Origin of the sequence: Geomonas terrae (genome assembly GCF_004791675.1) — a bacterium.
Lineage (GTDB): Bacteria > Desulfobacterota > Desulfuromonadia > Geobacterales > Geobacteraceae > Geomonas > Geomonas edaphica.
In genome coordinates, this window is the sequence record NZ_SRSC01000002.1 from 419,579 (window position 1) to 431,687 (window position 12,109).

Here is a 12,109-nt window from a genome sequence, read left to right on the forward strand (position 1 = left end):
TTCCTGTCTGTTTTCTTTGCGCCTCCGCGGCTTTGCGTCTTTGCGTTAAAGATTCATTGTTTGGTTTTCAGTCCAAGGAGTCAGTCATGTTCTTCAACGAGGAGTTTGAAACGCTGCCCAGGGAGGCGCTCGAGGCACTGCAGCTTAAAAGGCTGAAGGCGATGGTGGCCCGCGTCGAGAAATCGGTTCCATTCTACAAGGAGGCGCTCGCCAAGGCCGGCGTCACCGCGGATTCGATCCAGTCGCTCAAGGATCTGCAGCGGCTCCCCTTCACCTACAAGCAGGACATGCGGGACTCCTACCCGTACAACCTGTTCGCAGTGCCCATGGAGGACATCGTCCGCATCCACGCCTCTTCCGGCACCACGGGTAAACCTACCGTCGTCGGCTACACGAAGAAGGACATCGAGACCTGGAGCGAGCTCATGGCGCGCTCCTTCACGGCGGCCGGGGTGCACAAAGGCGACATCATCCACAACTCTTACGGCTACGGCCTCTTCACCGGCGGTCTTGGCGCGCATTACGGCGCCGAGCGGTTGGGTGCCTCGGTCATCCCGATGTCCGGCGGCAACACGAAGAAGCAGATCATGATCATGCAGGACTTCGGCTCCACCGTCCTCACCTGCACCCCTTCCTACTCGCTCTTCATGGCCGAGGCCGCAAAAGAAGAGGGGATCGACTTCCGCGACCTGAAACTGAGGGTCGGCATCTTCGGCGCCGAGCCCTGGTCCGAGGAGATGCGCCGCGACATCGAGGGGAAACTGAACCTCTCCGCCGTCGACATCTACGGTCTCTCCGAGATCATGGGACCGGGGGTTGCCATCGAGTGCTGCCAGGCGAAGAAGGGTCTTCACATCTGGGAGGACCACTTCATCCCCGAGATCATCAACCCGGAAACCTGCGAGGTGCTTCCCGAGGGACAGATGGGCGAGCTGGTCATCACCACCATCACCAAGGAGGGGATCCCGCTCATCCGCTACCGGACCCGCGACATCACCTCCATCACCTACGAGCCGTGCGTCTGCGGCAGGACCCATGCCCGCATCGCGCGCATGAGCGGCAGAAGCGACGACATGCTCATCATCCGCGGCGTCAACGTGTTCCCGTCGCAGATCGAGGCTATCCTCATGGGTGTCGAAGGGGTCGAGCCGCACTACGTCCTTATCGTGGAAAGAAAGGACAACCTGGATACCCTTGAGGTGCAGGTTGAAGTGGGCGAGAACCTCTTCTCAGACGAAATCAAGCATCTGCAGGCGCTCTCGGCGAAGATCGAGAAACAGATCAAGGAGATGCTCGGCGTCACCTGCCGCGTAAGGCTCGTGGAACCGAAGAGCATCACCCGCAGCGAAGGAAAGGCAAAGCGCGTCATCGACAACAGGAACAAGGCCTAAGGGGGGACAAGTCATGCACGTAGAACAGATCTCCATATTCATCGAAAACAAGTTCGGACGTCTGGCGGAAGTGACCCGCATCCTCGGCGATGCCGGGGTGAACATCCGCACCCTTTCCCTGGCGGACACCTCCGACTTCGGGATTTTACGCCTCATCGTGAACGACACGGAGAAGGCTAGGACCGTGCTGAAGGAGCGCGGCTTCACGGTCAGCAAGACCGAGGTCGTTGCCGTCGAGATCCCGGACCGTCCCGGCGGACTCGCCGACATCCTCCAGGTGCTTGACGCCGACGGTATCAACGTCGAGTACATGTACGCGTTCGTCGAGCGCTGCGGCGAGAATGCCGTGATGATCTTCCGCTTCGACGAGACGCAAAAGGCGATCACCACGTTGACCTCCAAGAACTTCAACGTGCTGCCGGGGAATAGGCTTTACAGCATGTAGTCTGAACTCCCTCCCCTGGGGGGGGAGGAGCATGGACCGTCCCGGCGGATCGACATGAGGCGTTTTATCACGGCTGAGGGATTTATTCCGCAGCCTGAACCGTTTCTTTAACAGATCTCGTACAACCTGTTCATATTCAATGCGGTTAACCAAGAAGAGGGGGGCAACAGATGAGAAAGATGCTTGCTGTAATCAGTATCACCATGCTGCTTCTGACCACCGCCACCGCGGCCTTTGCCGCCGGCACCATCAAGATCGGCGGACTCTTCGCCGTCACCGGCCCCGCCTCCTTCCTCGGTGAACCTGAAAAGAAAACCCTTGAGCTTCTTGCCAACGAACTCAACGCCAAAGGCGGCATCAACGGCTCCAAGGTCGAGGTCGTCGTCTACGATACCGGCGGCGATGCCACCAAGGCGGTGCAGCTCGCCAACAAGCTGATCAAAAACGACAAGGTCGTCGCCATCGTAGGCCCCAGCACAACCGGCGAGTCCATGGCGGTCATCCCCATCGCGGAAAAGGAGCAGGTACCGCTCATCTCCTGCGCCGCCGGGATCAAGATCACCGATCCGGTGAAGAAATGGGTCTTCAAGACCCCGGCAAACGACCACGTCGCGGCCGAAAAGATCCTCATCCAGGCTGAAAAGCTGAAGCAGAAAAACATCGCGCTCATCACCGTTTCCGATTCCTTCGGCTCTTCCGGACGCGAGCAGCTGAAGCAGATGGCGGCCAAGCGCGGCTTCAAGATCGTGGCCGACGAGGTGTACTCGCCGAAAGACACCGATATGACGCCGCAGCTCACCAAGATCAAGGCAGCCAAGCCGGACGCCATCATCTGCTGGGGAACGAACCCCGGCCCCGCCATCATCACCAGGAACATCCAGCAGCTCGGCATCAAAACCCAGATCTACCAGAGCCACGGCGTTGCCTCCAAGAAGTACATCGAGCTGGCAACTCCGCAGGCGTCCGAAGGGATCATGCTCCCGGCAGGCAAGCTCGCCGTCTTCGACCTGCTGAAAAGCAGCGACCCGCAGGCGAAACTGCTCAAGGACTACAACACCTCATACAAGAAGAGCTACGGCGTCGAGGCCTCCACCTTCGGCGGCTATGCCTATGACGGCTTCCAGCTCATCCTGGCCGCTGTGAAGAAGGGTGCGACCACCCCCGCGCAGATCCGCGACGGCATCGAGAAAAACGGTCGCCTGGTCGGGGTATCGGGCATCTTCAAGATGACCCCGGCCGACCACAACGGGCTCGACCTCGGTGCTTTCGAGATGGTGCGTATCGTCAAGGGTGACTGGGTAATCGTGAAATAAGATCGCGGCATTGCCGCACCTACGGGGAGGGAAGATCCGTGAAAAAACTGGTCTCTACTGCTTTTGCTTCGCTTGCTCTGTTTTGTATGTCCACCGCCGCCCTGGCTGCTCCTCCGATCAAGATCGGTGCGCTCTTCGCCGTAACCGGCCCGGCGTCGTTTCTCGGTGAGCCCGAGCGCAACACCGCCCAGATGGTGGTCGACGAGATCAACAAGGCCGGCGGCGTGAAGGGGCGCAAGCTCGAACTGATCACCTATGACACGGGCGGGGACGCCACCAAGGCGGTTCAGCTCGCCAACAAGCTGGTGAAGAACGACCAGGTCGTCGCCATCATCGGCCCGAGCACCACCGGCGACACGATGGCGGTCATCCCGGTCGTAGAAAAGGCGCAGGTGCCGCTCATCTCCTGCTCGGCAGGCATCAAGATCACCGAACCGGTGAAGAAGTGGGTCTTTAAGACCGCCCAGAACGACACCCTCGCCGTCGCGCGCATCTATGAGCAGTTGAAGAAGGAGAGAAAGAGCAAGGTCGCCATCCTTACCGTCTCCGACTCCTTCGGCTCCTCCGGGCGCGAGCAGCTTAAGGCGCAGGCCAAGCATTTCGGCATCCAGATCGTCTCCGATGACACCTACGGTCCGAAAGATACCGACATGACGCCGCAGCTCACCAAAATCAAGTCGGCCAAGCCCGACGCCATCATCTGCTGGGGTACCAATCCCGGTCCCGCGGTCATCGCCAGGAACGCGAAGCAGCTCGGGCTTGCCATCCCGCTCTACATGAGCCACGGCGTATCCTCGAAGAAGTTCATCGAACTTGCCGGCGACGCGGCTGAGGGTATCAGGCTTCCTTCCGGGAAAGTCCTCGTCGCAGACCTCCTGCCTAAGAGCGACAGGCAGAAGGGATCTCTCCTCGCCTTCATCAAGGACTACCAGAACCACTACAGGGCCGAAGGCGACCATTTCGGCGGGCACGCGTGGGACGCCATGATGCTTCTGAAAGGTGCCATTGAGAGGGGTGGCGACACCCCCGCCGGCATCCGCAACGCGCTGGAAGCGACCCGCAACTTCGCCGGCATCGGCGGCGTGTTCAGCTACTCGGCCAAGGATCACGCAGGGCTTACCAAAGACGCCTTCACCCTGGTAGAGGTACGGAAGAAAGACTGGGTTTTGGTCAAGTAAAGAGGATCCATGGAGCTTCTAAACCAGGTAACGCAGTTCGTCATATCGGGGCTCGCCACCGGTTCCATCTATGCCCTGATCGGACTCAGCTTCGCCATCATCTTCAACTCGACAGGGATCATCAACTTCGCCCAGGGTGAGTTCGTCATGCTGGGCGGGGTGCTGACCATCTTTTCGCTGAACGTGCTGCAATTGCCGCTTGCGGCGGCCATCGTGGTCGCCGTCGCGGTGACCACCGTTATAGGCATTCTCTTCGAGCGGCTGGCGATCCGGCCGCTCAAGAACGCGACGCCGCTTGCTCTCATCATCATCACCATCGGCATGAGTATCCTCATCCGCGGCCTAGTCATGCTCCTTTGGGGAAAAGACACCCAGGCGCTACCGGCCTTTTCCGGGACCGACCCCATCACTGTCGCGGGAGCGACCCTTTTGCCGCAGCATCTCTGGATCTTCGGCGTCACCGTGATGGTTATCGTGGGCTGCCGCCTTTTCTTCAACCACACCATCAGCGGCAAGGCGATGCGCGCCTGCTCCTTCAACCGCCGCGCCGCAAACCTCGTCGGTATCAGTGTCGGGCGCATGGTGCTCTTTTCCTTCGTGATCAGCGCGGCGGTCGGCTCTCTTGCGGGCGTCATCATCGCGCCCCTCACCATGACCGCGTACGACGTCGGGGTGATGCTCGGCCTCAAGGGGTTTTGCGCCGCGATCATGGGAGGTATGGGGAGCGGTCTCGGGACGGTGCTTGGCGGGCTGATTCTCGGCACACTGGAGTCCCTCGGCGCAGGTCTCATTTCTTCGGGCTACAAAGACGCCATCGCGTTTTTTATCCTGCTCCTGATCCTCTTCATCCGTCCGCAGGGGCTTTTCAAGAAGGGCGAAACTGAGCGGGTGTAAGCTCTCTTCGGGAGCGGTTCCCGCTTTACAACGACGCTGAATGACAAGGCTTTACTTTGAGATCCGACAGAATTAAATTCCTCGTTTTCGCCCTTGTGGTGCTGCTTCTCCCGCTGCCGTTGTCGGGCGGATACCTCACCAACGTCCTCATCTTCGTCGGGATCAACGGTGTACTGGCGCTCGGGCTAAACCTCCTGCTCGGTTACGCCGGGCAGATCTCGCTCGGGCAGGCAGCCTTCTTCGGTCTTGGGGCCTACGGCTCGGGGGTGCTCACCACCCAGTTCGGCTTCAATCCATGGGTGGCGATGGTCGTGGTCGCCCTGTGCGTCGCTCTTTTCGCCTTCGCCCTCGGTTTCCCGGTACTGCGCCTGAAAGGGCACTACCTCGCCATGGCCACGCTCGGCGTCGGTGTCATAGCCAACATCGCCTTCAACGAGACCGTCGACCTCACCGGCGGCCCCTCTGGGCTTTCCGGCATCCCGAACCTTGCCATCGGCACGCTCACCTTCGACTCGGACCTCAAGAACTACTACCTCGTCTGGTGCTTTGCGCTCGGCATGATCCTTCTCTCGCTGAACCTGGTCAATTCCCGCTTCGGCAGGGCGCTCAGGGCGATTCACGACTCCGAGGTGGCGGCGCGGGTCATGGGGGTGAACGCAAGGCTCATGAAGGTGCAGGTCTTCACGCTCTCAGCGGTCATGTCCGCCATCATGGGGAGCCTTTACTGCCATGTCATGACCTTCATCTCGCCTACGTCCTTTGGGTTCAGCTTTTCCGTCGAGATCCTCACCATGGTGGTCATCGGCGGCCTGGGAAGCGTCTACGGCTCCATCCTTGGGGCGCTTCTGCTCACCCTGCTTCCGGAGATGCTGCGCACCTTCCAGGACTACGACATCATCGTGTACGGTCTGCTGCTCGTGACCATGACCATCTACATGCCGGGTGGGCTGGTTGAAGGAATCCCCGCGTTTTTCAGGCTCATCATGCCGACGAAGAAAGGCACGGAGGTGGGCAATGCTTAGCCTTAGCGGCATAGGCAAGAGGTTCGGCGGGCTCACCGCTCTCGACGGTATCAGTTTCGAGGTAGGGAAGGGGGCCATCACCGGCATCATCGGTCCCAACGGCGCCGGCAAGACCACTCTTTTCAACGTCGCCACCGGGATCTATCCCCCTTCCTGCGGCGCGGTTCTTTTCGGGGGAAAGGACATCTCCAAACTCCCGCCGGAAGGACGCGCCCGCCTCGGTCTCGTGCGGACCTTCCAGAACATAGAACTTTTCGGGAAGATGACTGTCCTCGAGAACGTGATGGTCGGGCTGCACACACAAAGCGGCTCCGGTCTATTCGCCTGTTCCTTCAGGATGCCCTGGCAGATGAAGGAAGAGCGCCGCATCCGCGAACGGGCTCTTGAACTGCTCGAGTTCGTCGGCATCCCGGATCTGGCCGACGTGCAGGCGGGCACGCTCTCGTTCGGCAAGGGGCGTTTGCTGGAGATCGCACGCGCCATGGCGCTCGAGCCGAAGCTCTTGCTCATGGACGAGCCGGCTGCGGGGCTCAACAGCGGCGAGACCGCCGATCTGGGCGATTTGATCAAGCGTATCCGGGACCTGGGCGTCACCGTGGCCCTGGTCGAGCATGACATGGACCTGGTTATGGACATATGCGACCATCTCGTCGTGCTGAACCTGGGGACCATGCTGGCGCAAGGGACGCCGCGCGAAATCCAGGACAACCCGGCGGTCATCACGGCTTACCTCGGGGAAGAGTAGGCGAGGATAGAGATGCTAAAGATCAAGAACATAAACGCCTACTACGGCAAGGTGCACGCCCTGAAGAACGTGTCGCTGCACCTGAAACCGGGTGAGATAGTCACCCTGATCGGCGCCAACGGCGCGGGGAAGACGACGCTTCTCAACACCCTTTCCGGCATCATCCCGACCGCGAGCGGCGAGATCGCGTTGGAGGGAAGGGATGTCGTAGGGCATACCGCGGACCGCATCGTTTCGCTCGGGCTTTCGCAGGTGCCTGAGGGGCGCCAGGTTTTCAACCCGCTCACCGTCGAGGAGAACCTCGAACTCGGCGCTTACCTGCGCTTTCGCACTAGGAGAGAGAAGGGGGAGATCGCCGCGGACCTGGAGAAGATGTTCCTGATGTTCCCGAGGCTCAAGGAGCGCAGGCGCCAGGCGGCCGGGACCCTTTCCGGCGGCGAACAGCAGATGCTCGCCATAGGCCGGGCCCTCATGGCGCGCCCGCGGCTTCTTCTGCTGGACGAGCCGTCCATGGGGCTCGCACCCCTGGTCGTGCAGGACATCTTCAAGGTCATCGAACGTCTGAGAGCCGAGGAGGGAACCACCATCCTGCTCGTCGAGCAGAACGCGCGCGCCGCCCTGAAGGTCGCCGACCGCGGTTACGTCCTCGAGACGGGTAAAGTGATTCTTGAAGGAAAGGCGTCCGAGTTGCTGGAAAACAAGGATGTCCAACGCGCCTACCTTGGCCGTGATAAGAAGGAAATTTGGGAGCGTTGATACTGTAATTGAAGAGAGGTTTTACATGCAGATTTGGGATCCCGATTACGAGTGCATGCCGCGGGAAGAAATCGAGCAGCTTCAACTGGAACGACTCCAGGCTACTCTGAACCGCGTCTACAAGAACGTCACCTGCTACCGCAACAGGTTCAAGGAGATGGGGATCGTCCCCGAGGATGTACGCTCCCTCGCCGACCTTTCGAAACTCCCTTTCACCACCAAAGAGGACCTGCGCCTGAACTACCCGTACGGCATGTTCGCGGTGCCTTTGCGCGAGGTCGTGCGCATCCATTCCTCGAGCGGTACGACCGGCAAGCCGACCGTCGTCGGGTACACGAAACACGACCTCAAGGTGTGGTCCGGCCTGGTCTCACGATTCATGACCGCGGCCGGCGTCAGCAGCGACGATGTGGTCCAGATAGCCTTCGGCTACGGCCTCTTCACCGGTGCCTTCGGCCTGCACTACGGCTCGGAGATGATCGGCGCCTCGGTCATCCCGATGGGTGCCGGCAACACCGAGAAGCAGATCATGATCATGCAGGACTACCGCACCACCGCGCTCGTCTCCACGCCGAGCTACGCGGTGACCATCGCCGAGCGCATGGAAAAGATGGGGGTCGACCCGAAAAGCCTCACCCTCAAGGTCGGCCTCTTCGGCGGTGAGCCCTGGTCCGAGTCTATGCGCCGCGAGATCGAGGAGCGTCTCGGCATCACCGCCACCGACAACTACGGTCTCTCCGAGGTCATCGGCCCGGGTGTCGCAGGCGAGTGCCTCTGCAAGCGCGGCATGCACATCTCGGAGGACCACTTCATCGCCGAGATCATCGACCCCGATACCGGTGCAGTACTCCCCCCGGGGAGCGTCGGCGAACTCGTGCTCACCTCGCTCACCAAGGAGGCGTTCCCGATGGTCCGCTACCGGACCCGCGATATCACCTCGCTTGATTACGCGAAGTGCGACTGCGGCAGGACCTTCGTGCGCATGAAGAAGACCATGGGGCGCTCCGACGACATGCTCATCATCAAGGGGGTGAACGTCTATCCCTCGCAGATCGAGGACGTACTGTTCGCCATCGAGGGGTGCCAGCCGCACTACCAGCTGGTCGTCGACCGCAAGGGGGCGCTCGATACTCTGGAGATCCGCATCGAGGTGACCGAAAACATCTTCTTCGACGAGATGAAGATGCAGAAGGCCTTCCTCGACAAGGTCGAGAAGAAGATCGACTCGGTACTCGGCGTCGGCGCCGTGGTGAAACTGGTCGAGCCGAACAGCATCCCTAGGGCCGAAGGCAAAGCCTCCAGGGTGATTGACAACAGGAAAATCTAGACTAGCATTGATTCCGCTTTTGCCGCCCTACAGTCATAGCCTTGGCCGCTGTGAACTGTGGGACGCAGGAAAACATCCAAGGAGGAATCATATGAAGAAAGTTGTCGTTGCTATTGTCGCCGCGTTGTCTATGTCCGTGATGGTCGCTCCCGCTTTTGCCGAAGCAAAGGTAGACGCGAAGGCCGAATTCAACAAGCACTGTGCCGCCTGTCACCCCAAAGGTGGCAACATCATCAACGTGAAAAAGACGCTCAGCAAGAAGTCCCTTGCCGAAAACGGGGTCAAATCCGAGAAGGACATCGTTGCCAAGATGCGCAACCCCGGTCCGGGTATGACCAAGTTCGACGCCAAGGCGGTGCCCGATGCCGAGGCTATGGCCATAGCCAAGTACATCCTTGCCACTTTCAAGTAGTTAGCTGCTGCTCAAAAGACGTAATCAAAACACCTGTCGGCTTCATTGCCTTCAGGTGTTTTTTTATATCCGGCGCGCCGCTCTGGCGCGAGTTGCTGTCGTTTCGCACTGCTTGAGACGGGGAGGACGGCGGCCCGGGAGCCGCTGGCGGCAACGAGGCCGCAGCGAAGAATCATGGGTGGGTAGGGGAGATGTACAAAGGGCGCCCGTGAGGTTTTACCGGGCGCCCTTTTCATTGTTGGTGTGCGTGTGAAGGTAAGGCAAATCCCCCCTGTCCCCCCTTCGCAAAGGGGGGAACGTGAGGGGTCGTGCAGCGCTTCGTGGCAACTTGGCCCGAGGTTTCAGGAATGCCTTATCTTACAGAGGATCCGGTTTCATTTTATTCGCGAAATGCCGGAAAGTAGCCTTACGCCGTGTTAAAGGGTCTGCTTTGCCGAGGTAACTTTTATCTCGAGAACGGCGCGAGCCCAGGGGAACTGGGCTTTGGTCGAGTCAAAGGTTGCGCCGCTGCCTACCACGGTTCCTTGTCCTTCAACGAGAAAACCGGTGCCCGGTCCGTGCGTTCCGTCAACTTCACGGGTTCCCAGCGTCATGAGGACGCGCGGGTTCTGCGCCAGGTTGTTTTCCGTGAGGTGCATGTAGCCCACCGGCACGAGAAGCTTGCCGTCCTCGCTTATGCGCAGATAGCTGTTCCAGGTGTTGACCATGTGTGGTCCTTCGATCCCCTGTGTCACAATCGCCACCACGCCTTCGTGTGCCATCACTTCTTTCATCTTGTCGGGAATCATCATAGTTCCTCCTTTGGTGGCTACCACTGTCTCAGTTCGATGGGAAAGCCGTCGCAGTCATGAATTTCAGCGCGTTTGGACGGCCCAAGTGTCACGGGTCCCCAAGTGGGGGTGATGCCTTTATCGGAGAGATAGGCGAGGGCGGCGTCCATGTCCTCCACCTCCAGCGCCATCATCCGGTAACCGGTTCCCCACGGCTCTGCCGCGGTTATCGTTGGGTCCTTGACCCTCATCAGCTCCAGCACCGTATCGCCCAGCGCCAGGTACGCGATTTCTTCGAGCGGCGCTGCTGTCACGGTCATCTTTTGTTTAACAGAAAACCCTAGGATGTCCGTGTAAAAGGCGATTGAACGCTCGAAGTCGGTCGGGATTATCTCTATATGGTCAATACGTTTAAACATGGTCACCTCTTCATCAATGTATGTACTTACCGCTTTATCTGTACAGATAAACGGTTTGGGTTCTCTATGACTGCAGAACCGGCGCTTTGTCAGGAACCCGCATCCATTGTGCCGCGATGAGCGAAATGACACCTAGTACGCTGCCGGCTATGAAAGGGATGCGGTAGTCCATCATCCAGAAGTACCCGCCCAGGGCGGGCAGGAAAACGGCCGCTATGTGATTGATGGTGAATCCGACTGACATGGATGACGCGATATCGGACGGATCGGCAACCTTCTGGAAGTAGGTTCTGATGGCGACGTCGAAATTGTAGAGGATGTTGTCCAGTATGTACATGAACATGACGAGATTTTTCGACGAGGTGAAGGCATAGACGAGGAAGATGACGATGACGCCGCTGTATTCGATGGAGGAGATGGAGCGCTCGCCGAAATGGTTGATCGCCTTGCCGATCTGGGAGTTGAGGATATAGGCGACCACGTTGTTGACGATGAAGAGGATGGTCATCTCACGCACCGTGAAGTGAAATACCTGGACGAGGAGCAGGATGGAGAACACCACGAAGATCTGACGGCGGGCGCCGGATAGCAGGGTCAGGATGTAGAAAAGCGAGTAACGGCGCCTGAAGATCATCTTCTTGCGCTGCGGCACGATCCCCGCGTGGGTCGGGTTCTGGAAGAGGCCCCAGATACCAGCGGCAAACACGATAGCGCCGATGGCCAGGTACATCCCACGGTACTGAACGACCCCACTGAGACAGAAAACTATGATGCCGGCAACGACGCTTGAAACCGCGGCGAGAGCCCGCAATCGGCCGAAAATGAGCGGAGAGACGGCGGTCGAGAAGTACTGCAGCGTTAGGGACTGGTTCGTGGTCTCGTAATAGTGGAACCCGAAGCTCATCACCACGGTGGTGAAGATGACCCAGCCGTAGGACGGGATGAGGGCGGTGATCCCGGTGCCGAGCCCCAAAAGCGCCACGGAGAGCGCGGCGAGTTTGTGTTCACGGACCAGCAAAAGCACGAACACTACAAGCAGCGTCAAAAGGCCGGGGATCTCCCGGACCGACTGTGTGATGCCGACCTGGCTGCCGTTCAGGTGCACCATCTCGGCAGCGAAGTTGTTGAAAAGGATAGTGTATCCCTGGAGCCCGATGGTGGAAGCGGCGGTAAGCACCACCAGAAAGCGCAGCATCGGGCGCTGCTCCGAAGTCAGCAGTGAGGTGTCGAGTTTGCCTGGTACAGCTTTCATCTGCACTCCGTTTCCGTGATTTTTCGCTACTGCTCACAATTAACAAGCCGCGCAGTCGGCTATCTTTAGCACCAATAATTCCCGCTGTATATACTGCTCTCTCTAATGATCTGGACGACTTGACATTACTTTGCCGGCGGCTACTTTTTATGAATGTTTTTTCGCCCCCCAGATGGGTGAATGAC

Annotated in this window: 13 protein-coding genes; 10 read left to right on the forward strand and 3 right to left on the reverse strand. The window is 59.2% G+C overall.

Annotation, left to right across the window (positions count from 1 at the left end; all coding sequences use genetic code 11):
- The first annotated feature begins 86 nt into the window (after positions 1-86).
- From E4633_RS09105 to E4633_RS09150, 10 genes are all read left to right on the forward strand, one after another.
- Positions 87-1,391, forward strand: coding sequence for a phenylacetate--CoA ligase family protein (locus E4633_RS09105; protein ID WP_135869932.1), 1,305 nt, complete (start codon positions 87-89; stop codon positions 1,389-1,391).
- Positions 1,392-1,404: 13 nt separating this feature from the next.
- Positions 1,405-1,836 (forward strand): ACT domain-containing protein, encoded by a 432-nt coding sequence (locus E4633_RS09110; RefSeq protein ID WP_135869933.1) that lies wholly within the window; start codon positions 1,405-1,407, stop codon positions 1,834-1,836.
- Positions 1,837-2,006: 170 nt separating this feature from the next.
- Positions 2,007-3,149 carry an ABC transporter substrate-binding protein gene (locus tag E4633_RS09115; RefSeq protein WP_135869934.1) on the forward strand — a complete coding sequence of 381 codons (1,143 nt, stop codon included), beginning with the start codon at positions 2,007-2,009 and terminating at the stop codon, positions 3,147-3,149.
- A 38-nt stretch (positions 3,150-3,187) separates the two neighbouring features.
- A complete protein-coding gene (locus tag E4633_RS09120) occupies positions 3,188-4,327 on the forward strand; it encodes an ABC transporter substrate-binding protein (RefSeq protein WP_198419416.1) in 1,140 nt (379 codons plus the stop codon).
- A gap of 9 nt (positions 4,328-4,336) precedes the next feature.
- On the forward strand, positions 4,337-5,221 hold the full coding sequence (locus tag E4633_RS09125) for a branched-chain amino acid ABC transporter permease (RefSeq protein WP_135869935.1): 885 nt from the start codon (positions 4,337-4,339) through the stop codon (positions 5,219-5,221).
- 56 nt (positions 5,222-5,277) lie between these two features.
- Positions 5,278-6,243, forward strand: coding sequence for a branched-chain amino acid ABC transporter permease (locus E4633_RS09130; protein WP_135869936.1), 966 nt, complete (start codon positions 5,278-5,280; stop codon positions 6,241-6,243).
- Positions 6,236-6,988, forward strand: coding sequence for an ABC transporter ATP-binding protein (locus E4633_RS09135; RefSeq protein WP_135869937.1), 753 nt, complete (start codon positions 6,236-6,238; stop codon positions 6,986-6,988). The genes E4633_RS09130 and E4633_RS09135 overlap by 8 nt, the downstream gene beginning before the upstream one ends.
- Before the next feature lie 12 nt (positions 6,989-7,000).
- Positions 7,001-7,744, forward strand: a complete 744-nt coding sequence (locus E4633_RS09140) for an ABC transporter ATP-binding protein (RefSeq protein ID WP_135869938.1) — start codon at positions 7,001-7,003, stop codon at positions 7,742-7,744.
- Positions 7,745-7,769: 25 nt separating this feature from the next.
- Positions 7,770-9,071, forward strand: a complete 1,302-nt coding sequence (locus E4633_RS09145; protein WP_135869939.1) for a phenylacetate--CoA ligase family protein — start codon at positions 7,770-7,772, stop codon at positions 9,069-9,071.
- Between the two features lie 91 nt (positions 9,072-9,162).
- Positions 9,163-9,483: a c-type cytochrome gene (locus tag E4633_RS09150; protein WP_135869940.1), complete on the forward strand. Its 321-nt coding sequence runs from the start codon at positions 9,163-9,165 to the stop codon at positions 9,481-9,483.
- Between the two features lie 416 nt (positions 9,484-9,899).
- Here the strand turns inward: E4633_RS09150 and E4633_RS09155 are convergent, their stop codons facing one another.
- From E4633_RS09155 to E4633_RS09165, 3 genes are all read right to left on the reverse strand, one after another.
- A complete protein-coding gene (locus E4633_RS09155; RefSeq protein ID WP_281276752.1) occupies positions 9,900-10,274 on the reverse strand; it encodes a pyridoxamine 5'-phosphate oxidase family protein in 375 nt (124 codons plus the stop codon).
- Between the two features lie 17 nt (positions 10,275-10,291).
- Positions 10,292-10,672 carry a VOC family protein gene (locus E4633_RS09160; RefSeq protein ID WP_135869941.1) on the reverse strand — a complete coding sequence of 127 codons (381 nt, stop codon included), beginning with the start codon at positions 10,670-10,672 and terminating at the stop codon, positions 10,292-10,294.
- 64 nt (positions 10,673-10,736) lie between these two features.
- A complete protein-coding gene (locus E4633_RS09165; RefSeq protein ID WP_135869942.1) occupies positions 10,737-11,924 on the reverse strand; it encodes an MFS transporter in 1,188 nt (395 codons plus the stop codon).
- Positions 11,925-12,109: the final 185 nt, after the last annotated feature.

Coding starts and splice junctions, on each gene's coding strand:
- E4633_RS09105 (WP_135869932.1), top strand. CDS start 87: ATGTTCTTCAACGAGGAGTTTGAAACGCTGCCCAGGGAGGCGCTCGAG.
- E4633_RS09110 (WP_135869933.1), top strand. CDS start 1,405: ATGCACGTAGAACAGATCTCCATATTCATCGAAAACAAGTTCGGACGT.
- E4633_RS09115 (WP_135869934.1), top strand. CDS start 2,007: ATGAGAAAGATGCTTGCTGTAATCAGTATCACCATGCTGCTTCTGACC.
- E4633_RS09125 (WP_135869935.1), top strand. CDS start 4,337: ATGGAGCTTCTAAACCAGGTAACGCAGTTCGTCATATCGGGGCTCGCC.
- E4633_RS09135 (WP_135869937.1), top strand. CDS start 6,236: ATGCTTAGCCTTAGCGGCATAGGCAAGAGGTTCGGCGGGCTCACCGCT.
- E4633_RS09140 (WP_135869938.1), top strand. CDS start 7,001: ATGCTAAAGATCAAGAACATAAACGCCTACTACGGCAAGGTGCACGCC.
- E4633_RS09145 (WP_135869939.1), top strand. CDS start 7,770: ATGCAGATTTGGGATCCCGATTACGAGTGCATGCCGCGGGAAGAAATC.
- E4633_RS09150 (WP_135869940.1), top strand. CDS start 9,163: ATGAAGAAAGTTGTCGTTGCTATTGTCGCCGCGTTGTCTATGTCCGTG.
- E4633_RS09155 (WP_281276752.1), bottom strand. CDS start 10,274: ATGATGATTCCCGACAAGATGAAAGAAGTGATGGCACACGAAGGCGTG.
- E4633_RS09160 (WP_135869941.1), bottom strand. CDS start 10,672: ATGTTTAAACGTATTGACCATATAGAGATAATCCCGACCGACTTCGAG.
- E4633_RS09165 (WP_135869942.1), bottom strand. CDS start 11,924: ATGAAAGCTGTACCAGGCAAACTCGACACCTCACTGCTGACTTCGGAG.